Below are 20,912 nucleotides of genomic sequence, written 5' to 3' on the forward strand. Positions count from 1 at the left end.
GCGTTGACAGCCGGCACTATACCCAAGGCGAAAATGCCTTGAAGAAACGCAAATGGGGATGGTTCGCGCTTGCGCGCGGAAGGTCTTAAGCGACCTGGACGAAGGCGGGTAGGGCGGTTGCGTGTTCGTCGATGGCGCGGGCCAGCACCGTGCGGGCTTCCGACTCGCAGGTGCCGCAGCAGTCCGAGCAGCCAGTGCGGGCTTGCAGATCGGCAAAACCACGCACGCCGTCGGAGACTTCACGGCGGATGTCGTGGGTGGTGACGGCGTTGCACAGGCAGATGTACATGGGACGGCATTTGAACGCGAATGCGAACGATTGTCAACTACGCGCGATGCCTGCCAGGACTGTCGTTCAGGGACGGGGCAGGTTGCCGATTTCCACGCAACAGGCGGTTTCTACCAGGGGCGCGAACTGGCGCAGGGCTCGTTCATAGACCTCGCGCTTGAAGTTCACCACGTTGGCGGCCGGATACCAGAAATCCACCCAGCGCCACTGGTCGAACTCGGGTTTCTCGCAGGCGTTCAGGCAAAGGGCGTCTTCGCCCCCGGTGAGACGCAGCAGGAACCACACCTGCTTCTGACCAATGCAAGTTGGCCGCTGATGGTGACGAACGAAGCGGTTGGGCAGCTTGTAGCGCAGCCAGCCGCGGGTGGCGCCCAGCACTTCGACATGATGCGCGGAAAGGCCGGTTTCTTCCTCGAGCTCCCGGTACATGGCCTCCAGCGGCGTTTCATCACTACGCATCCCGCCCTGCGGGAATTGCCAGCCGTCCCGGTTGACGCGGCGGGCCCAGAACAGCCGCCCATCCTGGTTGAGCAGGACAATGCCAACATTCGGCCGGTAACCATCTGCGTCGATCATCGGGCCTCCTTCGCCGCCCGGCAGGCGTTACGCCTGCCTCGCGTCCGATTCAACCACAGCGCGCAAAGGCGCGGCAAGGCAAGACTTGTGCCTTTAGGGCCTGACGAATTAAACTGCGCGGCCCTCGCGTCCAGCTCGCAGGGGTTCGAAGGGTCAAGTGGCTAGGTAGCTCAGCTGGTTAGAGCGCGGCACTCATAATGCTGAGGTCGGCGGTTCGAGCCCGCCTCTAGCCACCATTTCCCCTTTTCATCAGACCGCGCCCCGGCGCGGTTTTTTGTTGTCCTTCACGATGATGCTGGAACCAGCATCAGTTTGAAACCGAGCGCCGCAGCAACCTTCATGGTCGTAGCCAGGCTCGGATTGCCGTCAGGCGACAGCGCCTTGTACAGGCCCTCGCGAGTAAGGCCCGTCTCCCGCGACAGTCGACTCATGTTCTTCGCCCGGGCCACGTCGCCCAGCGCCGCAGCCATCAATGCCGGGTCGTTTTCCTCCGAGCATGCAGCCAGGTAACCGGCGATGTCGCGGTCGGTCTTGAGGTAGTCCGCCGTGTCATAGCGGGAGAAGGGCTCTCTCTTGCGCGCCATTGGAATGCCTCCAGTCGTCGGCGATACGGTATGCGTTGGTGATGTCCTTTGCCTGGGATGCCTTGTCGCCTCCACACGCAATACAACCAGCGCCTTGCCGTGGATCAGGTAATAGACGCGATAGCCCGGTCCGATATCGACCTTCAACTCGCTCACGCCATGCCGAAGGTTGCGGACATGTCCCGGATTGCCCAGCGCCAGGCGCATGATCCTCATCTGGATGCGATCACGAGCCTGGTTGTCGCGCAGGCACTCGATCCATTGCCCGTAAGTTTGGCTTTTGAATATCTCGAGCATCGAATTGTCAACCACAGTTGACACATTGTCAACTGTGGTTAGCAGTTTCCATATCAGCGCATTACCCTTTGCGCTGTCGGCCTGCGCCGCAGGCACAGTCAGAAACCCGATGTGACTCCGCGCTCGACTAGAATGGCGGGATGCATATTTTCAAAGCCTTTACCCTCGAAGCAGCCCACCGCTTGCCGAACGTGCCCGAGGGGCATAAATGTTCGCGGCTGCATGGCCATTCCTTCCGAGTGGAATTGCACGTCGAAGGCCCCGTGGACGCCCACACCGGCTGGGTAATGGACTTCGCCGACATCAAATCGGCCTTCGCGCCGCTTTACGACCAGCTCGACCACCACTACCTCAACGACATCGAGGGGCTGGAAAACCCCACCAGCGAGAACCTGGCCCGGTGGATATTCCAGCGGCTGCGGCCGTCCTTGCCGGGGCTCGACCAGGTCGTGGTGCACGAAACCTGCACTTCGGGCGCCAGTTATCGGGCCCAGGATGCTGCGTCGCACTAGGAAATAGTCGTACAAACAACGAGAACGATGCGTGCTGCGTCACGCACTGAGGCATCCTGTCGCAGCCCCGCAGCTTGTTACGCCAAATCGCTCGCTGATATACTTTCTCGGATCGAAACCGTGGCCCGTCGTTGACTCGGTGGCGCCTAGTGCGAAACCGTCACGGGAACCATCGCGTGCTTAACAATCTTTCCGTCGGTCGTCGCCTGGCCTTGCGCCTGTTCATTTGGCAGGTTGCTGTGGCGGCACTGGTGGGCCTCGCATTCCTCGGGTTGGGCTGGCGCTATGCACTGGCCGCCTCGATGAGTGCGCTGCTGGTCGCTTTGGGCAACGCGCTTATGGCAGCGCGAACCTTCAGCGGACTGGCAGCAGGCGGCGCGATGCTGGGGCGTCTGATCGCGGGAATGATCCTGAAATGGGTCGTGATCGTCGGTGGACTGCTCATGGTTCTGGTTCATTGGAAGCTGCCGCCGTTGGCTGCCCTGGCAGGCCTGGCGGCTGCATTCGCGGTAAATCTGCTCGCATTCAGATTCAAGGGTTGAGGCATGGCAAGTGAACCGCAGGGCGGTGGTCTGACCGAATACATCCAGCATCACCTTGAGCATCTGGTGGTGACGACGCGTCCCGGGGCGGGTTCCTTCTGGGACATCCGCCTGGATTCGATCGTGGTTTCGCTGGTGCTCGGTGGGCTCTTCTGCCTGTGGTTCTGGCTGCTGGCGCGCAAGGCGAGCTCGGGCGTGCCGTCCAAGGCGCAGGCGCTGGTCGAGATCATCGTCGAGTTCGTCGATACCCAGGTCAAGGACACCTTCCACGGTGACCGCCGCACGCTCACGCCGCTGGCGCTGTCGATCTTCATGTGGGTGTTCTTCATGAACGCGATGGACCTGCTGCCGGTGGATCTGGCCGGCTGGCTGGTTACCACGTTCCGCGGCCACGAAGTGGCCCATCACACGTATTTCCGCATGGTTCCCACCGCTGATGTGAACACCACGATCGGCCTGGCCCTGTCGGTGTTCTTCCTCGTGCTGGCACACGGGATCAAGGCCAAGGGCGCTGGCGGCTTCGGCAAGGAACTGCTCACCGCGCCGTTCCATGCCGAGGGCACGGCGATGAAAGTCGTGCTTTCGCCGTTTAATTTCCTGCTGAATGTCGTTGAATACCTGTCCAAGCCGGTATCGCTGGCGATGCGACTGTTCGGCAACATGTACGGCGGCGAGCTGGTCTTCATGCTGATCGCCGGTCTGATGATCAGCTGGATCGGTTTCGTGCCTGGCGTCCTGTTCAACACCGGCTGGGCCATCTTCCACATCCTGATCATCGCGCTGCAGGCCTACATCTTCATGATGCTGACCATCGTCTATATCGCGATGGCGCGCGAGCACCACTGAGCAAGGCAGTACCCGTCACTGCAGCACGATTTACAACCCACTTTTTCGTTTCGTTTCGTTCTAGCCAACCCGCTATCGCATCGTAGGAGAGCACCATGGAATTCATCGCACACGTGCAGGCCCTGACGGCCATTGCCATCGGCATCATCATCGGCCTCGGTGCCCTGGGCGCCTGCCTTGGTATCGGCATCATGGGCTCGAAGTTCCTCGAAGCCGCTGCCCGCCAGCCGGAACTGGTCCCGCTGCTGCAGGGCCGCATGTTCCTGCTCGCCGGCCTGATCGACGCCGCGTTCATCATCGGCCTGGCCATCGCACTGCTGCTGGCGTTCTCCAACCCGCTGCTGGGCGTGCTCAAGGCCGCCACGGGCGGTTGATCCAGCGGGTTCATCGCCACCGCAGCGGGCTTGCCCGTTGCGGTGGCCGCATCGTTAATGCGTTTCGGGAGAGATCGGTAAGATCATGAATATCAACATGACCTTCCTGGGCCAGATGTTATCGTTCGCGATACTGGTCTGGTTTACCACCAAGTTCATCTGGCCCCAGATCAACGGCGCCATCGAAGAACGCCAAAAAAAGGTTGCCGATGGTCTGGACGCGGCTGAACGCGCGCGCGCCGAACTCAAGGATGCCGATGCGCGGGTTGCCGTCGAGATCAAGCAGGCCCGGCAGCAGTCGGCCGAGATCATCGACAAGGCCCAGCAGCAGGCCAACCAGATCATCGACAAGGCCCGCGTGGACGCCATCGAAGAGATCAATCGCCTGAAGGCCGCGGCCCAGGACGACATCGCCTCGATGGCCCAGAAGGCCCGCGAGCAACTGCGCACCCAGGTAAGCCAGTTGGCTGTCCGGGGCGCTGAGAAAATCGTCCAGCGTGAAATCGATCCGGCCTCGCACAAGGCCATGCTCGACCAGCTCGCAGCCGAGATCTGACCATGGCCCAGGCGCTCACCCTCGCCCGTCCCTACGCTCGCGCGGCTTTCGAGACCGCGCTTGCGGAAGGCAAGCTCGTCGACTGGTCGCGGGCCCTGGCATTCGCCGCGGCCGTCTCCGGCGATGCCCGTGTGCAGGACCTCCTGAACGACCCGCGCGTGCAGCCTGCCCAGCTGGTCAGCCTGCACCTGCCGTCGGGCATCGAGGCCGGGGCGCCGTTCGGCTCGTTCCTGGCAGCCCTGGCGGAGCAGCGGCGACTGTCGCTGCTGCCGGAAGTCGAAGAGCTGTTCGATGAGTTGAAGCGCGAGTCCGAGCACACCTTGCTGGTCAAGGTGACCAGCGCGCTGGCGCTGGATACCGCCCAGGCCGAAACGCTCAAGGCCTCGCTCAAGCGCCGCTTCAAGCGCGAGATCGAAATCGAGGCGCATGTCGACGCCGCGCTGCTCGGTGGCGTGGTGATCGATACCGGCGACGAAGTGATCGACGGTTCAGCGCGCGGCCGACTGGCGCGCCTGGCCACGGCGCTGACGCACTGAACCCAGTTTCAAATTCCAGGAAACGACCATGTCCAGTACCACCCTGAACCCGTCTGAGATCAGCGAGCTGATCAAGAACCGCATCGAGCAGTTCAAGCTCGGTTCGGAAGCCCGCAACGAAGGCACCGTCATCAGTGTCTCCGACGGCATCGTGCGCATCCACGGCCTGGCCGACGTGATGCAGGGCGAAATGATCGAATTGCCGGGCAATGTGTACGCCCTGGCGATGAACCTCGAGCGCGACTCGGTCGGCGCCGTGGTGCTGGGCGACTACCAGTCGATCCGTGAAGGCGATACTGCCAAGACCACCGGCCGCATCCTTGAAGTGCCGGTCGGTCCGGGCCTGCTCGGCCGCGTGGTCGACGCGCTCGGCAACCCGATCGACGGCAAGGGTCCGATCGAGGCCGCCGGCACCAGCGCGATCGAGAAGGTCGCTCCGGGCGTGATCTGGCGCAAGTCTGTCGATCAGCCGATGCAGACGGGTTACAAGTCCATCGACGCGATGATCCCGATCGGCCGCGGCCAGCGCGAGCTGATCATCGGCGACCGCCAGACGGGCAAGACCGCCGTCGCCATCGACGCGATCATCAACCAGAAAAACTCCGGCATTAAGTGCATCTACGTCGCCATCGGCCAGAAGCGCAGCTCGATTGCCAACGTCGTGCGCAAGCTCGAAGAAAACAACGCCCTGGCCCACACCATCATCGTGGTGGCCTCGGCGTCCGAGTCGGCCGCCCTGCAATACGTGGCACCGTATTCCGGTTGCGCGATGGGCGAGTACTTCCGCGACCGTGGCGAAGACGCGTTGATCATCTACGACGATCTTTCCAAGCAGGCCGTGGCCTACCGCCAGATCTCGTTGCTGCTCAAGCGTCCGCCGGGCCGTGAAGCCTATCCGGGCGACGTCTTCTATCTCCATTCCCGCCTGCTCGAGCGCGCTTCGCGCGTCAGCGAGGAATACGTGGAGAAGATGACCAACGGCGAAGTGAAGGGCAAGACCGGCTCGCTGACCGCGCTGCCGATCATCGAGACCCAGGCCGGCGACGTCTCGGCCTTCGTGCCGACCAACGTGATCTCCATCACCGACGGCCAGATCTTCCTGGAAACCGACCTCTTCAACGCCGGCATCCGCCCGGCCGTGAACGCCGGTATCTCGGTGTCGCGCGTCGGTGGCGCTGCCCAGACCAAGATCGTCAAGAAGCTCTCCGGTGGCATCAAGCTGTCGCTGGCCCAGTTCCGTGAGCTTGCCGCCTTCGCGCAGTTCGCCTCCGACCTCGACGCCGCCACGCGCGCCCAGCTCGACCGCGGCCAGCGCGTGACGGAACTGATGAAGCAGGCGCAGTACTCGCCGCTGTCCATCGCCGAGCTCGGTGTGTCGGTGTTCGCGGCCGAGAAGGGCTACCTCGACGACCTGCCGGTCAACAAGGTGCTGCCCTTCGAGAAGGGCCTGCATGCCTTCATGCGCCAGAACCACGGCGAGCTGATGAGCAAGATCGAAAAGACCGGCGACTGGAACAACGACATCGAGGCCACCTTCAAGGCCGCGGCGGACGAGTTCAAGAAGACGGGTAGCTGGTAACTGATGCACCACCGGCGGGTTCGCCCGCCGGCGCGGTAAACCAACGAGACGGAAGAGCACATGGCCAGCGGTCGCGAAATCAAAACCAAGATCAAGAGCACGCAGAACATGCGCAAGGTCACGCGCGCGCTCGAAATGGTCTCGGCCTCGAAGATCCGCAAGGCGCAAGACCTCATGAAGGCCTCGCGCCCCTATGCCAAGGCCATGCGCAAGGTCATCGCGCACGTCGCCCAGGCCAACACCGATTTCCCGCATCCGTTCCTCACCGAGCGGCCGAACGTCGGCAACATCGGCATCATCGTGGTCTCGACCGACCGCGGCCTGGCAGGCGGCCTCAACTCCAACCTGTTCCGCCGCACGCTCACCACCATCCGTGAGTGGCAGGACAAGGGCGCGGGTGTCGACGTCGTTGCCATCGGCCAGAAGGCCGTGCAGTTCTTCCGCCGGATCAAGGGCGTCAACCTGATCGGCACCGCCACGCACCTGGGCGAGAAGCCGCGGGTGGAAGACCTCATCGGCGTGATCAAGGTGGTGCTGGACGCCTATACGGCGAACCGCCTGGACCGCGTGCTGCTGGTCTACAACGATTTCGTCAACACGATCGTGCAGAAGCCGACGGTGGAAACGCTGTTGCCGCTGGATGTCGTGGCCAAGGAACTGGTAGCCCACGATGCGGGCATCAAGACCGAACAGTCGCACGACTGGGAATACATCTACGAGCCGGACGCGCGCACGGTGCTTGAGCACCTGCTGGGCCGTTACATCGAATCCATCGTCTACCAGGCGGCACTGGAGAACCTTGCCAGCGAGCATGCCGCCCGCATGGTGGCCATGAAGGCCGCCTCCGACAACGCCAACAAGGTCATCGACGAGCTCACCCTCGTTTACAACAAGGCGCGCCAGGCGGCGATCACGCAGGAAATTTCCGAAATCGTCGGCGGCGCAGCGGCGGTCTAAGGGCAGCACATCCACAGGCGACGCCACGGCGGCGCCGACACGTACACACAAAGATCCATCCGGAGCAGATCCATGAGCCAGGGCAAAGTTGTACAGATCATCGGCGCGGTCGTCGACGTCGAATTCCCGCGCGACCAGGTGCCGAAGATTTACGACGCACTGAAGATCGACGGCACCGACATCACGCTGGAAGTACAGCAGCAGCTGGGCGACGGCGTCGTCCGCACCATCGCGCTGGGTTCCACCGACGGCCTGCGCCGCAACCTCGTCGCCCGCAACACCGGCGAAGGCATCAAGGTGCCGGTCGGCAGTGCCACGCTCGGCCGCATCATGGACGTGCTCGGTAACCCGATCGACGAAGCGGGCCCGATTGGCGAGAAGGAAAAGTGGGTGATCCATCGCGCCGCCCCGTCGTACGACGACCAGGCAGCGGCCAGCGAGCTGCTGGAAACCGGCATCAAGGTGATCGACCTGATGTGCCCGTTCGCCAAGGGCGGCAAGGTCGGCCTGTTCGGCGGCGCCGGCGTGGGCAAGACGGTCAACATGATGGAACTGATCAATAACATCGCCAAGGCGCACTCGGGTCTTTCCGTGTTCGCAGGCGTGGGTGAGCGTACCCGCGAGGGCAACGACTTCTACCACGAGATGAAAGACTCCAACGTCCTGGACAAGGTGGCGATGGTGTACGGCCAGATGAACGAGCCGCCGGGCAACCGCCTGCGCGTGGCGCTCACCGGCCTCACCATGGCCGAGTACTTCCGTGACGAGAAGGACGAATCGGGCAAGGGCAAGGACGTGCTGCTGTTCGTCGACAACATCTACCGCTATACGCTGGCCGGTACCGAAGTGTCGGCGCTGCTGGGCCGCATGCCTTCCGCCGTGGGTTACCAGCCCACCCTGGCTGAGGAAATGGGCGTTCTGCAGGAGCGCATCACCTCCACCAAGACCGGTTCCATCACGTCCATCCAGGCCGTGTACGTGCCCGCGGACGACCTTACCGATCCGTCGCCGGCCACCACGTTCGCGCATCTGGACGCCACGGTCACCCTGAGCCGTTCGATCGCCTCGCTGGGCATCTACCCGGCCGTGGATCCGCTCGATTCCACCAGCCGCCAGCTGGACCCGGCCGTGATCGGCCAGGAGCACTACGACGTGGCCCGCAAGGTGCAGGGCACGCTGCAGCGCTACAAGGAACTGAAGGACATCATCGCCATCCTGGGCATGGACGAACTGTCCCAGGAAGACAAGGAGTCCGTGTCCCGCGCGCGCAAGATCGAGCGCTTCTTCTCCCAGCCGTTCCACGTGGCCGAAGTGTTCACCGGTTCCCCGGGCAAGTACGTGCCGCTGAAGGAAACCATCCGCGGCTTCAAGATGATCGTCGAGGGCGAAGTGGACCACCTGCCCGAGCAGGCCTTCTACATGGTCGGCGGCATCGACGAAGCCATCAAGAAGGCCGAGGACATGGGCGCGAAGAAGGCGGCCTAAGGCCCCTTCTTAAGCTCGCATCCTCCCTAACGCAACGAATCAGGACTCCCCATGCATACCATCCGCGTCGACATCGTCAGTGCCGAAGCCGAGGAATTCTCCGGCGACGCCACCCTGGTGGTGGCCACCGGTGAGATGGGCGAGCTGGGCATCGCCCCGCGCCACGCACCCCTGGTGACGCGCCTGAAGCCGGGTTTCGTCGAGGTGGTGCTGGCCTCGGGCGAGCGCCAGTCGTTCTATGTCAACGGCGGGTTCCTTGAAGTGCAGCCGCAGGTGGTGACGGTGCTGGCCGATACGGCCATCCGTGCCACGGACCTCGACGAAGCGGCCGCCCAGGCCGCCAAGAAGGACGCCGAGCAGGCCCTGGCCAACCGCGGCGACACGCTTGACGTCAGCGCCGCCCAGGCCAAGCTCGCCGAGGCCCTGGCGCAGCTCCAGGCCCTGGAGCGCATGCGCAAGATGGTTCGCCACTAAGCATCGTCGCAGGCAGTTTGCGAAAAAGCCGGCCACTGCGCCGGCTTTTTTCTTCATGCAACGACAACCTGCCCACTGCTTACAATGGCAGGACTTATGATCGCAGCGATTGACCTGACCTGATGAAAGCGCGCTACAGCCGCCCCTTGTGGATACTGGGCGTGCTGCTCGTGCTCGTGATCGCCGGCCGCATGGCGTTGCCGTACGCGGTGCTGCACTACCTCAATGGCCGGATGCAGACGATGGGTGCGTATCGCGGCCATATCGGCGACATCGACATCCATCTGTGGCGGGGTGCATACACCATCAACGGCCTGGTGATCGAGAAGGTCGATGGCAACGTGCCGGTCCATTTCCTGAATGCCCCGCACACTGATACCGCCATCAGCTGGAAGGCCCTGCGCCATGGCGTCGTGCGTGCCAAGGTCGATTTCTACAATGCGGAACTCAACTTCGTCGATGGCCGCGGTGGCGGCGAATCGCAGACCGGCAAAGGCGTGGACTGGCGCGAGCAGATCAAGCACCTGGCGCCGATCCGCCTTGACGAGATCAACGTTCACGACAGCACGGTAACCTTCCGCAACTTCGTCTCCAGCCCGCGGGTGGACCTGAAAGCCACCGACGTCAACGGCACGCTGGCCAACCTCAGCAACGCCTCACGGGCCAACGGCACGGTGGTGGCTACCGCGGATATCAAGGCCAACATCCTGGGCGACGCGCCGCTGACGATGAAGGCGAGCTTCGACCCGCTGCAGAACTTGGGCGACTTCAAATACGAGCTTGTCGTGAAGGACATCGTCCTGACCAAGGCCAACGATCTGATCCGCGCCTACGCCGGGCTTGATTTCGCTGCGGGCAAGGGCGACTTCGTGATGGAGCTTGAATCCAACGACAGGAAGCTTTCAGGCTACGCCAAGCCACTGTTCCACGACGTGCAGATCTTCAGCTGGAAGCAGGACGTCGAGCAAGACCACAAGAACCCCCTACAGATTGCCTGGGAAGCCACGGCCCAGGGACTTTCGTGGATCTTCAAGAACCACGACAAGGACCAGCTGGCCACCCGGGTCGCCATCAGCGGGCGGCTCGACCAGAAAAACGTCAGCACCTGGGACGCCATTACCGGCATCCTGCGCAATGCGTTCGTAAAGGCGTATTCCCCGACACTGGAAAAGCTCAAGCCCGACCCCGAAAAGAAGTAGATCGCCGAGCCTATTGGCTTCCGGGGCTGCCTCGTCCACAGTGGCGCCCATTCCCGTCGCCGAGCTTCCCATGTCCCAGCACCCGGTCCACGTCCTGATCCTCGCCGCCGGCGAAGGCAAGCGCATGAAGTCGGCACGCGCCAAGGTATTGATGCCACTGGCGGGGCGGCCGTTGCTGGCCCACGTGGTGGACACAGCCCGGGATCTCGGGGCGGCGGGCATCCACGTGGTGTACGGCCACAAGGGCGAGCAGGTGCGCGAGGCCTTCGCCGGCCACGATGATATCCACTGGATCGAGCAGCGCGAGCGCCTGGGTACGGGACACGCGGTACGCACGGCACTGGCCGAGATGCCCGACGACATCCGCGTGCTGGTGCTGTACGGCGACGTCCCCCTGGTCCATGCCGAAACCCTCAAGGGCATGATCGATGCCGAGGTCGGCCTTGCCATGCTGGCGACCCGCGTGGCCGACCCGAGTGGCTACGGCCGCGTGCTCCGCGACGGCAATGGCAAGGTCAAGGCCGTGGTCGAGGAACGCGACGCCGACGACACCCAGCGCAAGATCGACCTGATCAACACCGGCATGCTGATCGCCGACGGTCCCAGCCTGCGCGCCTGGTGCGCGCGCCTGACCAACGACAACAAGCAGGGCGAGTACTACCTCACCGACGTCTTTGCCATGGCCAACAAGGAAGGACAGGCCGCCTTGTGCATCGAGTGCGCGGAATACGAAGCGGCCGGCGCCAACGATCCCTGGCAATTGGCCGAACTTGAGGCCTTCCACCGCCAGTCGGCGGCCAAGGCATTGATGATCTCGGGCGTGCGCGTGGTTGACCCGGCACGGCTGGATATCCGCGGCAAGGTCAAGGCCGGCCGCGACGTGGAGATCGACGCCAACGTGGTGCTCGAGGGCAGCGTGGAGCTGGGCGACGAAGTACGGGTGGGACCGTTCTGCCGGTTGCGCAACGTATCCCTGGCGGCAGGCACCGTGGTCCACGCGCATTGTGACCTCGACGGCGTGGTCACCCATGGGCCGTGCGTGATCGGCCCCTTCGCGCGCCTTCGCCCGGGCACCGAGCTTGCGGCCAACGTGCACGTGGGCAACTTTGTCGAGGTGAAGAAATCCACCATCGGCGAAGGCTCGAAGGCCAACCATCTTTCCTACATCGGCGACACCGTGATCGGTCGCCGCACCAACATCGGTGCTGGCACCATCACCTGCAACTACGACGGGGTGAACAAGTTCACCACGACCATCGGCGACGATGTGTTCGTCGGCTCCAACAGTGCACTGGTGGCGCCGGTGACCTTGCATGACGGGTCCACCATCGGCGCGGGCTCGGTGATCAACCGCGATGCGCCTGCGGGCGAACTGACGGTAGCCCGTGCACGCCAGGCTACGATCAGTGGCTGGAAAAGGCCGACTAAGAAATAGCCCGGCGTGGGCTCCGGGCAATGATTCGAATCGCATTGCCTTGTCCGCTCATGCGGAGCAGCGGCCCCACGATGGCCTTGTCCACAACATGACCCACAAGCAGTAACGGCAGTGCGACCAGCCATCCCGCCCTACGAAGCAGTTGCCCGGATCGTGTTGGTTCTGCGACATGCCACGGGGCCTGCGCCACGGGCAGATGCTGGTTGGCAAAAAGCGCCACGGCGGCCGTGACATCGATCGGGTCGTGGGCTGCGCCTTCGTCTGCAAGAAGGACGTCCCAGCCCAGCTCCCCAAGCAGGCGAACGATGTTGTGGCGGGGCGCCAGGTGAAGGTGCTGCGGTTGCAGCCACGGAAGCCAGTACCGGCCGAGCAGACGCGCCATCGGGCATGCAGGATTCGGCACCTCGATGACCATCAGGCCGCCGGGCTTGAGCAGTTCCATTGCACACTCAAGATAGGTGCGAGGGTCGGTCACGTGTTCAAGCACATGAAACATGCTGATCACGTCGTAGCCTGTGGCCCGTAGAGGTGAATTGAGCAGTGCGGGGAGCTCCATCTGGAACGCGCGATCGACGTGTCCTTGCACGACAGCCTCCGCGAGGCTCGCCGACGCATCCAGTCCGTGGAACAGCGTGCCCGGAAAGACGTTCCGGGCGGTCTTGCAGAAGTGTCCATGAGCGGCCCCGACATCGAGCCACGCCACGGGTGTTGTCGTGAAGGGAAGCAACGCCGATGCCCGTCTGCGGTACGTGGCTCGCTTGCGCCGCATACCCTTCTGCATCTTGCTGAAGTTCATGCCGTCGTAGAAGTCCCGATAGTAGTATTGAAGGCCTTCGGCGCTGAGTCGGGGGTTCTGGAAGACATGGCCGCATTGGCGGCAGCGATCGAGGCGGAATACACCGGGCTTGAGCTGCAACAGGTCGGTCGTTAGCAGGTGTGGCGCCAGGTCGGGACTTCCACACCAGGGGCACGATAGCCTGGCGTCTTCGAATGCCCACGCACGGTGCAGGTTTGCGCGGGCGGCATACCATGCCCGGTTGGAATCCGGCTGCGTCATGAAACCAAAGCCGTCTGCGACGCTTGCGAAGGGGGTCGTTCCAGCGGACGTTGGGGGTTCTCAAGCCATGCCTGGAGCAATGCCCAGACTCGGGCTTCTCCGTCGGCGAGCTCGGTTCCCATGACCTGGGCAGCCTGACGGAAATGGGATTCGCCGGTGATGCGTTCGACGGCGTCAGCAATATGCGCGGCGGTGGCGTGAGCGAAGCGGATGCGTAGCCCCGCGCCGGCATCCACGACTCGCTGCGCAATATAGGGTTGATCGTCCCGGATGGGTGCGACGACGACCGGCACGCCGAAAAGCATCGCCTCGGCGATGGTGTTGTGGCCGCCATGACACATTACCGCGTCCACCCCGGGGAGCAGGTCGATCTGCCGTACGCGCTTTGTGATCCTGACTTGGTCCAGATGGCTCTCGCCCAGGGAGCCATCCGGGTCGATGATCGTCCAGTGCAGACGACTTCCCATGCCTCGCGCGGCTAGAAGCACGGCCTGCAGCACTTTCGCCGTGGCGTGGTGGCTGACCGTTCCAAGCGTCACCAATACATGGGCGCCTTGTGGGCGTGGAGCGATGCTGGCGGTGGACGAGCGCCGGTGCCTGACCAGGCAACCGACGTCACGTACCAGGAGGTTCTGCGGAACCGGCCCCATGAGCGCCGGGCAACTGGGCATGACGCATCCGAAGCGGGAGAACAGCGCGTCCTGTGGCGTCGACAAGATATCCAGTCGCCTTGCAACGTCGGCGACGCAGTCCTGCGTCCACTGCTGGATCGACGGATGGTCGCGGCGCGTTGCCAGTTCACCAGGGCTGCTTGCCAGTGTTACCCAAGGGATCCGGGCCTCGTGGGCTCGGAGCGCCGCGCCGACCGCTTGCTGGTCGATCAACATCACGTCGGGCGAAAAGCGTGCGATAGCCTCGCGCGTCGAGTCATCCATACCCAGGGCCAGCGGCGCCAGGCATTCGGACCACAGTTGACGGAGAGCCGCGATACCGCGAACGTCGGCTTCGCGGGCAGGCAACGCCGGCATGGCCCCGGCAGGGAACACCTGCTGCTTGCCGAGGAGGTGCCGCACGGCATCGTGGGCTACCCAGGCGACCTCATGCCCATTGGACTCAAGGACCGTGGCCATGCCAATGGCCGGATTCATGTGTCCTTCCCACGGAGGGCAGGCGATCAATATGCGGCTCATGATGCATGCTCGTCGAGTCGAAGCTCGTGTCGTCGATAGAATGATGTCAGCGCCCGACGCACGGACGCCGCTGCATCGAAAAGGAGGAGATGACCGACATCCGGTATCACTTCCAACTCGAAGTTTGAAAAATGCCCCAGGTCGTGCTGTGCGCGTTCCATGGCGCCCGCCTGGCTCGCGCCCCCATATATGCCAAGGATGGGCATGGTCAACTGGGTCAGCATGCCGGCGTCGACGACGCGGCTTGCACCGGTATCCCTGAAGAGCGTGGTCTGGTCGACCATGGCAATGGCGGCCTTGGCGCGGCGGCCGTACCATGTGGTGTTGCCGATCTGAAGAAGGCGGTTGCGCTCAGCGTCGAACTCGTCCAGGGCCGGTACGAGTGAGTCGAGCATGTACTGCCGCCACTCGCGCGTGGGTGGGGATCCTTCCATGAGCACGATCGACGCCGCCCGGTTGGGATAGTGCACGGCGAAGTCGACCACCACGCTTGCGCCATAAGAGTTGCCGATCAGATGCACCGGTGCGCTGGCTCCCACGGAATCAAGTATGCCAGCGAGGTCAGCTGAAGCCTGCTGAAGGCTAAGTGTCCCGGGCGCGTCCGGCGTCCGTCCATGTGCGCGCCTGTCGTACATGATGTTGGTAAATCCGATCTGCGCCAGGGGGCGATGCAGGGAGAAGTAGAAGCTGGCGAAGCTGTCGGCCACCGCGCCGTGGCTCATGACCACGACGGGAGTCGATGGGTCGACGCGCGTGCGCTCGCCACAAACATCGGCGACGATGACGTGGTGCCTGGTGCCCTCCGTCGTGATGAACATGGTCAGCTCGCCCCGGGGCTGTGCACTGATGTCACGTACCGTGCGATATCGCCCAGCGAAAGGTGATAAATGGCATCGAGATCCAGCCGTGAGCAGTATTCGGCGAGGTTTACCGTTGGTCCGTAGTGGGATTGCAGATCAGATGACAGCTGCGTAACGTCAATGCTGTCCAGGCCAAGCGACCCTTGCAGTTCGACGTATGGATCATGGGGGATGCTGATGTCGTAATCCGCCGTGAGATCGCTTAGTAGCGAAACCACGGTCGCAAGAGCGGCATCCTCTGCTGGTGAAAGTTCAATCTTGGAATTCATGGCATGTCCGGCTTGTTCTAGGGTCAGGGTTGCTGGGTGAAAGCTTGTCGAGCGCGTCGGGTTCGACGTCGCGATGGGAAGTCCACAGGGCGAGCACGGCCCGTTGCAGGCTGGATGCGCCGTCCCGCGAATGGTGCGCGAGCGCCGTGGACACGTGCGGAGCGCAGGCGAGGATCTCGCCAATGAGTTGCGCCAGTGAGCCGCATCCAAGGTCGATGAACGTGCGGTAGCCGGCGGCGTGCATGTTGCGAATGGTCTTGTCGAAATCGACCGGTTCTGTGAACGATCGCCGTATCAGACGCGTGCAGCCATCGGGATCCTCGGGAAAGGGTCGGGCGTTGACGCATGACCAGACTTCCTGGAGCGGTGCACGTCCACGAAGGCCGAGGAACGCCAGCGCTTCGTCCACATAGGGCTCGTACGCTGGACAGTGGAAGCCCGAGCGGACATCGAGCGGCGTGGCTGCGATGCCTTGCGTGGCGAGGGCGCACCGGAGCGCCTCCACGTCAGGGGGTGGGCCGCAGGCGATCGATTGCAGTGGCGAATTCCTGTGCGAAATGAATACCCGGGCCTGGAGACCCTCATGTACCAGGACAGCGTGCAGCGCTTGTGCATCCCGGGGAACTGCGAGATAGACGCAGTCAGGGCATCTGAGCCCGACGTGGTTGCGATCGAGGATGCGGCTGGCATCGTGTACGCCGCCTGCGGCGATGAGAGCCGCCCACTCCCCGCAGCTTAAGCCCATGCGCGCATCAGGATTTACGCCGAGCCGTTGCAAGGCATGGTCCAGTAGCGTGCTGGCTTCGGTGACGCGACGGCCTTCCGACAAGGGGTCACTTGTGTCCTGGATATCCCCGGGGGGCGCGAAACCCAACTGCGCAGCAAGTTCACCCAGTCGCGGGCGACGGATTTCGGCACCAGGGAAAAGGAATGCACATTTGCCCTGCTCAGGCGGCGACGGCGTGAACCAGACGCCCCGCGGACCATCGTGTGGCACGCCCCTGGCGGCGATGCGCGCGGCAACCTCCATGCGCTCTGGCGTGGGATTTGCCACTGCGACCCTGATTTTCCCGCCGGCACGCGCTTGGTGCTGCGGGCCGCGGGCGATGGAATCTAGGACGCCGCGGATGTCTTCGGCAGAGTGGACGGAATAAGCCAGGGGATGGCTTGTGTCAGGCCCACCTTGGTGAAGCTGGATCATGTCCCTGGCTCGAGTTTACGTCTTCAATCGACGCCGGGAAAAATTAGCTACTTGCACGGCTGCCATACATCGGCAGCAGGTTGTGCTGCTGGTGGGCCCAGCGCTTGGCGTGCGTAGGGGATTTACACCTGCGGGGAGTACTGTTCCACAACGGTTGGCACCGCTGTCGAACTTTGCCCATAACGCCAGCCGTCGATTTCCAGCAGCAGGTCGGCGCGGCAGATGTCCCCGTGCAACAGCAGCAGCGGGACTCCCGGCAGGCGTTTGGCCAGCGAGTCGTGGATCAGCGCGGCATGATCGCGGTGGCGCACATACACCTTGAGTGGGCTATGGCCGTCGAAGCCCGCAGGCATGCTTCCGCTGGCGAGCAGCGCGTCCAGGTTGCGCAGGGTTTCATCCAGCTGCGCCAGAACCAGGCCTTCGTGCGCCGTGGCATGGCCGATCACCGAGGCGGTGCCGGAAATTGCCAGGGCATCACCAGTACACAACAAAGTGGCGCGGCTGAAGCTGGGCGACGTGCGGCCGTACTGCCGCGGGTATTCCCAGGCACTTACCTGCCGCGGGTTCTCCACCCGGCGTCCTGGCGAGGATCCGGCCAGAAGGTATACCTGCAGCAGGTGTTCACCCGCGTGGTGGCCGATCGCCGTCGCCGCCGGGAATCCGCTGGCAAGCCAGTCGCCCATGCCCTCCGCGCGGCCATGGCAGAAATGCTTGTAACGTTCGTCGTCGCCCTCGCCGCGATTGATCCCGCCCAGGTAATTCCAAAGCCGTTGCACATGGCATTCGGGCTGTTGGCGAAGGAACCGGGCAAGCGTGGCGTAGGCGTGGCGCGCTGCGCCTTCCGGACCACCCTGGATACGTTCATCCGCTTCCAGCGCGCAGAACAGCCAGCCGCCACCCCGCGACCAGCGCAGGTCGCCCTCGTGGCCTGAAACGACTTCACCCTCGACCGTCCAGATTTCATGGGCGTCGCCGGCCAGGGTCGCCAGGGCGACCTCGAACACGCGCGCATCTTCTTGCGGGGAAGGGTTGCTGCTGAAACGGAAATCCGCCAGCACGTTACCGGCCAGGGTGGGGGAAGATTGGTAGGAAACCTCGGGTGCACGCGATGCAGTCAACTGATTCGCGTGCAGTTTTTCACAACCCTGAACCATGGTCCGATCCGGCTTCATCCAGTCGCTATGGTACACTCCGCGACCGCTGCCGCCGGGGGGGAGGGCAGGATTTCATGGGTATCGGAAGAAGGCATGGCAGAGCAGACGGCAGCGCAGAGCGAATTGGCCACCCTGGTGGTGACCAGTCTCAACCTGGAAGACACCCAACCGGGCCAGATCGATCCGGACGCTCCCCTCTTCGGCGGCGACCTGGGGCTCGATTCCATCGACGCGCTGGAAATCGCCCTGGCCGTGTCCAAGCGCTACGGTTTCCAGCTGCGCTCGGACAATCCGGACAACAAGCGCATCTTCACCAGCCTGCGCACCCTGTCCGAGCATATCGAACAGCACCGCGCCAGCTGAACCGATGCCACCGGTGGGCGCCCGGCACGCCGGCGCGCGCCGTAACATGGACGTACCGATGAACACGAACCCGGTCAACCGCCACGGCTCGCGCCGCCTGATGCTGCCCCTGGTGGTGGCTTATCCGGTGCTGGCCATCTCAGGCGCCGTATGGCACCGCCCATCGCTGTCGCTGGCCGCGTTGCTGGTGCTGCTCACGGTCATCGCGTTGCCGATGCTCAGCGCAGGCAAGAAAAGGGCGTGGGCGGCATGGCTCGTCGGCGCGACGATCATCGTCGGTGCGGGCCTCCTTGGCGTCGGTCCCATCCTGCTTTCGTGCGTGCCGGTGGTGATCAACCTGGCCTTGTCGTGGGTATTTGGCCGCACCCTGCTGGCTGGAAGCACGCCTTTGATCGCCCGGCTCATCGCATCGGTGGAAAGCCCCGCCCGTCTGGAAGAACCGGGCATTGCGCCGTACGCGCGCAACCTCACGCGATTCTGGGCCGGCTTCATGGCGGCACAGGCCGTGCTGCTTGCCGTGCTGCTCGGTTGCGCCGTGCCTGGCGGCGTTCTTTTCGACCTGGGCGTTACGCCACCCTTCGCCATACCTGCCGCCTGGGCCATGGGCTACGCGCATGCCGGTGCCTACGTGATGATCGCCCTCACGTTTGCCGGCGAGCATCTGTTTCGCCAGTTCCATCTGCGCCATGTATCGCATCCGGGCCTTCGCGAACTGGTGATGAAGGTGGCGGTACGCTGGCCCATGCTCGTCCGCGGGCAGGGATTGGACCATTGAGCGTGCCGCACGAATTCACTATAGATGCCAGCCATCCGGCGTTTGCCGGACATTTTCCCGGTCATCCCATTGCACCGGGCGTGTTGCTGTTGCAGCACGTGGCCGATGCACTGCGCGCCATCGCCGGCGAGCGCATGACAGGTGTCCAGGAAGCGAAATTCGTCCAGCCGCTTTTACCGGGTGAATCGGCCTCGGTAACATTGACCGGCGGCGAGGGTCGCTGGAAATTCATCGTGGCCCGCGGCAACGACGTGCTGGTCCGCGGCAGCGTTACCGGAAGCCGCGCATGAGTGCGCAATGGCGCCAGCAACGCGAGGGCGGCGGCCGTTTTTCGCTGTGGCTGATCCGTTTCATCTCGCTGCATTTCGGGCGAGGCTTCGCCCGACTCTGGCTGCACCCGATCGCCCTCTATTACTTCCTGCGCCGTGGGCCCGAGCGCCGCGCTTCGCGCCAGTACCTCGAGCGCATCACCGGCATGCCGGTCAGCCATGCGCAGGTCATCCACCACATCCATTGCTTTGCCGCTACGCTGCTCGACCGCATCTTCCTGCTGGCCCGAGGCGACCGCGATTTCGAGATCGAAGTGGAAGGCCTGGAGCTGCTGCACGAGACGATCGACAGGGGCAAGGGCTTGCTGCTGGTCGGCTCGCACCAGGGCAGCTTCGAGGCCTTGCGTGCGGTCAGCCAGCGCCGGCCTGACGTGCCACTGCGCGTGGTGCTGGACAAGCAAAAGACACCGGCGATGACGAAACTGCTCGAGGCGCTGGCGCCGCAGGTAGGCGCCAGTGTCATCGATGCTTCGCGCGACGGTACATCGATCACCCTGGCCATGGCCGAGGCAACGTCCAGGGGAGAGATGGTGGCGTTGCTGGCCGATCGTGCCCGTCCGGGCGAGCACTGCCGGCATGCCCAATTCCTCGGCAGGAGCGCGCCGTTCCCGATAGGGCCCTGGCTGATAGCGTCGGTGCTGAAGGTGCCGGTGGTACTGTGCTTTGGCCTGTACATGGGCGGCAACCGCTACAAGCTCATCTTCGAGACCATGGCCGACCGCGTGGAGATTCCCCGCGCCCTTCGCGCCCATGCCCTTGACCAGCTGATTTCCCGCTACGCGCAGCGATTGGAGCACTATGCCCATGTGGCGCCTTACAACTGGTTCAACTTCTACGATTTCTGGCATGACGATGCTGCTGATGCTGGCATGGACCACATCCAGCCCAGCAGCGCCGGCGCCTGACGCCAATGCGTTGATCGCCTCGCTCGGTCGTCCTGCGCCGGCGCGTACGAGTTTCGCCGAGGCACGTTTTTCCAGCGTGCTGGACAAGCCCCTGGTGTCGTCGGGAGAACTGGCGTGGCTGGGCCAGGACCAGCTGGAACGGCGCGTGGACACCCCGCACAAGGAAACGGCGGCCATCGCCGGCGACAAGGTCACGCAGACCCGCGAAGGCAAGAGCCCGCGCAGCTTCTCGTTGTCCCGCGCGCCGCAATTGAAGGTATTGCTGGACAGCTTCGTCGCCCTGCTCGGCGGCGATGCATCGCGCCTGGGCGAAGCATTCACCGTCCAGCTCGACCGCCATGGTGAACATTGGTCGCTGGCATTGACGCCTACGGATGCCAAGGTGGCCAAGCAGATCTCCCGCATCGTGGTGGATGGCCAGGGCACCGAGCCGCGCTGCATGCGCATGGAAGAAGGCGACGGCGACACGGCCATCGACCTCCTCGGCCCGCTGGCTGCGAAGATGCCCAGCGAGCCCACGCGTGAGGTCCTGGTGGCGCTGTGCACGGGCGCCGCGCCATGACGGACG

Annotated in this window: 26 protein-coding genes and 1 tRNA gene; 18 read left to right on the forward strand and 9 right to left on the reverse strand. The window is 63.7% G+C overall.

Features of this window, described 5'->3' with window-relative positions:
• Window positions 1-85: 85 nt before the first annotated feature.
• Window positions 86-289, reverse strand: coding sequence for a (2Fe-2S)-binding protein (locus NDK18_RS16565; RefSeq protein ID WP_250626516.1), 204 nt, complete (start codon window positions 287-289; stop codon window positions 86-88).
• Between the two features lie 66 nt (window positions 290-355).
• On the reverse strand, window positions 356-865 hold the full coding sequence (locus NDK18_RS16570; protein WP_250626517.1) for an RNA pyrophosphohydrolase: 510 nt from the start codon (window positions 863-865) through the stop codon (window positions 356-358).
• A gap of 159 nt (window positions 866-1,024) precedes the next feature.
• Between NDK18_RS16570 and NDK18_RS16575 the strand changes: the two genes are divergently transcribed.
• Window positions 1,025-1,101, forward strand: a tRNA-Met gene (locus tag NDK18_RS16575).
• Between the two features lie 48 nt (window positions 1,102-1,149).
• Here the strand turns inward: NDK18_RS16575 and NDK18_RS19490 are convergent.
• Window positions 1,150-1,842 (reverse strand): addiction module antidote protein, encoded by a 693-nt coding sequence (locus NDK18_RS19490; RefSeq protein ID WP_425600648.1) that lies wholly within the window; start codon window positions 1,840-1,842, stop codon window positions 1,150-1,152.
• A 44-nt stretch (window positions 1,843-1,886) separates the two neighbouring features.
• Between NDK18_RS19490 and queD the strand changes: the two genes are divergently transcribed.
• The 12 genes from queD to glmU all read left to right on the forward strand — a co-directional run bounded on the left by queD (window position 1,887) and on the right by glmU (window position 12,241).
• Window positions 1,887-2,258, forward strand: a complete 372-nt coding sequence (queD, locus tag NDK18_RS16590) for a 6-carboxytetrahydropterin synthase QueD (RefSeq protein ID WP_250626520.1) — start codon at window positions 1,887-1,889, stop codon at window positions 2,256-2,258.
• Between the two features lie 176 nt (window positions 2,259-2,434).
• Entirely contained in the window at window positions 2,435-2,800 is a 366-nt protein-coding gene (locus NDK18_RS16595) for a hypothetical protein (protein WP_250626521.1), read from the forward strand.
• A 3-nt stretch (window positions 2,801-2,803) separates the two neighbouring features.
• Window positions 2,804-3,646: a F0F1 ATP synthase subunit A gene (atpB, locus tag NDK18_RS16600; RefSeq protein ID WP_250628417.1), complete on the forward strand. Its 843-nt coding sequence runs from the start codon at window positions 2,804-2,806 to the stop codon at window positions 3,644-3,646.
• A 95-nt stretch (window positions 3,647-3,741) separates the two neighbouring features.
• Window positions 3,742-4,020, forward strand: a complete 279-nt coding sequence (gene atpE / locus NDK18_RS16605) for a F0F1 ATP synthase subunit C (RefSeq protein ID WP_250626523.1) — start codon at window positions 3,742-3,744, stop codon at window positions 4,018-4,020.
• Between the two features lie 85 nt (window positions 4,021-4,105).
• Window positions 4,106-4,576, forward strand: a complete 471-nt coding sequence (locus tag NDK18_RS16610) for a F0F1 ATP synthase subunit B (protein ID WP_250626524.1) — start codon at window positions 4,106-4,108, stop codon at window positions 4,574-4,576.
• 2 nt (window positions 4,577-4,578) lie between these two features.
• Window positions 4,579-5,112: a F0F1 ATP synthase subunit delta gene (locus NDK18_RS16615; protein ID WP_250628418.1), complete on the forward strand. Its 534-nt coding sequence runs from the start codon at window positions 4,579-4,581 to the stop codon at window positions 5,110-5,112.
• Between the two features lie 28 nt (window positions 5,113-5,140).
• Entirely contained in the window at window positions 5,141-6,691 is a 1,551-nt protein-coding gene (gene atpA, locus NDK18_RS16620; protein WP_250628419.1) for a F0F1 ATP synthase subunit alpha, read from the forward strand.
• 60 nt (window positions 6,692-6,751) lie between these two features.
• On the forward strand, window positions 6,752-7,648 hold the full coding sequence (atpG, locus tag NDK18_RS16625; protein WP_250626527.1) for a F0F1 ATP synthase subunit gamma: 897 nt from the start codon (window positions 6,752-6,754) through the stop codon (window positions 7,646-7,648).
• Window positions 7,649-7,720: 72 nt separating this feature from the next.
• Complete coding sequence (gene atpD / locus NDK18_RS16630; RefSeq protein WP_250626528.1) at window positions 7,721-9,133, forward strand: F0F1 ATP synthase subunit beta; 1,413 nt, start codon at window positions 7,721-7,723, stop codon at window positions 9,131-9,133.
• 51 nt (window positions 9,134-9,184) lie between these two features.
• Entirely contained in the window at window positions 9,185-9,607 is a 423-nt protein-coding gene (locus tag NDK18_RS16635) for a F0F1 ATP synthase subunit epsilon (RefSeq protein WP_250626529.1), read from the forward strand.
• Between the two features lie 122 nt (window positions 9,608-9,729).
• Window positions 9,730-10,806 carry a DUF748 domain-containing protein gene (locus NDK18_RS16640; RefSeq protein WP_250626530.1) on the forward strand — a complete coding sequence of 359 codons (1,077 nt, stop codon included), beginning with the start codon at window positions 9,730-9,732 and terminating at the stop codon, window positions 10,804-10,806.
• A 70-nt stretch (window positions 10,807-10,876) separates the two neighbouring features.
• Window positions 10,877-12,241, forward strand: coding sequence for a bifunctional UDP-N-acetylglucosamine diphosphorylase/glucosamine-1-phosphate N-acetyltransferase GlmU (gene glmU / locus NDK18_RS16645; protein WP_250626531.1), 1,365 nt, complete (start codon window positions 10,877-10,879; stop codon window positions 12,239-12,241).
• On the opposite strand, the gene NDK18_RS16650 is transcribed toward glmU, so the two are convergent.
• The 6 genes from NDK18_RS16650 to NDK18_RS16675 form a co-directional block, all read right to left on the reverse strand.
• On the reverse strand, window positions 12,231-13,157 hold the full coding sequence (locus NDK18_RS16650; protein WP_250628420.1) for a class I SAM-dependent methyltransferase: 927 nt from the start codon (window positions 13,155-13,157) through the stop codon (window positions 12,231-12,233). The two genes, glmU and NDK18_RS16650, sit on opposite strands and share 11 nt — an antisense overlap.
• 137 nt (window positions 13,158-13,294) lie before the next feature.
• Complete coding sequence (locus NDK18_RS16655) at window positions 13,295-14,428, reverse strand: glycosyltransferase (protein WP_250628421.1); 1,134 nt, start codon at window positions 14,426-14,428, stop codon at window positions 13,295-13,297.
• A gap of 56 nt (window positions 14,429-14,484) precedes the next feature.
• Complete coding sequence (locus tag NDK18_RS16660) at window positions 14,485-15,306, reverse strand: alpha/beta fold hydrolase (protein WP_250626534.1); 822 nt, start codon at window positions 15,304-15,306, stop codon at window positions 14,485-14,487.
• Between the two features lie 2 nt (window positions 15,307-15,308).
• Window positions 15,309-15,617 (reverse strand): phosphopantetheine-binding protein, encoded by a 309-nt coding sequence (locus NDK18_RS16665; RefSeq protein WP_250626535.1) that lies wholly within the window; start codon window positions 15,615-15,617, stop codon window positions 15,309-15,311.
• The gene (locus tag NDK18_RS16670) at window positions 15,601-16,671 is read right to left on the reverse strand and encodes an acyltransferase domain-containing protein (protein WP_250628422.1); all 1,071 of its coding nucleotides are present in this window, start codon (window positions 16,669-16,671) and stop codon (window positions 15,601-15,603) included. Before NDK18_RS16670 ends, NDK18_RS16665 begins: the two co-directional genes overlap by 17 nt.
• A gap of 269 nt (window positions 16,672-16,940) precedes the next feature.
• Window positions 16,941-17,972: a chorismate transformation FkbO/Hyg5 family protein gene (locus NDK18_RS16675; protein ID WP_250628423.1), complete on the reverse strand. Its 1,032-nt coding sequence runs from the start codon at window positions 17,970-17,972 to the stop codon at window positions 16,941-16,943.
• A gap of 93 nt (window positions 17,973-18,065) precedes the next feature.
• Here NDK18_RS16675 and NDK18_RS16680 point away from each other — a divergent pair, with 93 nt between their 5' ends.
• The 5 genes from NDK18_RS16680 to NDK18_RS16700 are packed head-to-tail and all read left to right on the forward strand — an operon-like array spanning window position 18,066 to window position 20,906.
• On the forward strand, window positions 18,066-18,335 hold the full coding sequence (locus NDK18_RS16680) for a phosphopantetheine-binding protein (protein WP_250626538.1): 270 nt from the start codon (window positions 18,066-18,068) through the stop codon (window positions 18,333-18,335).
• A 58-nt stretch (window positions 18,336-18,393) separates the two neighbouring features.
• On the forward strand, window positions 18,394-19,110 hold the full coding sequence (locus NDK18_RS16685; protein WP_250628424.1) for a xanthomonadin biosynthesis protein: 717 nt from the start codon (window positions 18,394-18,396) through the stop codon (window positions 19,108-19,110).
• Between the two features lie 2 nt (window positions 19,111-19,112).
• Window positions 19,113-19,400 carry an ApeI family dehydratase gene (locus NDK18_RS16690; protein WP_425600652.1) on the forward strand — a complete coding sequence of 96 codons (288 nt, stop codon included), beginning with the start codon at window positions 19,113-19,115 and terminating at the stop codon, window positions 19,398-19,400.
• Entirely contained in the window at window positions 19,397-20,344 is a 948-nt protein-coding gene (locus tag NDK18_RS16695) for a lysophospholipid acyltransferase family protein (protein WP_250628426.1), read from the forward strand. Before NDK18_RS16690 ends, NDK18_RS16695 begins: the two co-directional genes overlap by 4 nt.
• On the forward strand, window positions 20,286-20,906 hold the full coding sequence (locus NDK18_RS16700; RefSeq protein ID WP_343219784.1) for a LolA-related protein: 621 nt from the start codon (window positions 20,286-20,288) through the stop codon (window positions 20,904-20,906). Before NDK18_RS16695 ends, NDK18_RS16700 begins: the two co-directional genes overlap by 59 nt.
• Window positions 20,907-20,912 lie beyond the last annotated feature (6 nt).

It is taken from the genome of Pinirhizobacter soli, assembly GCF_015905305.1.
GTDB classification, from domain to species: domain Bacteria; phylum Pseudomonadota; class Gammaproteobacteria; order Xanthomonadales; family Rhodanobacteraceae; genus Pinirhizobacter; species Pinirhizobacter soli.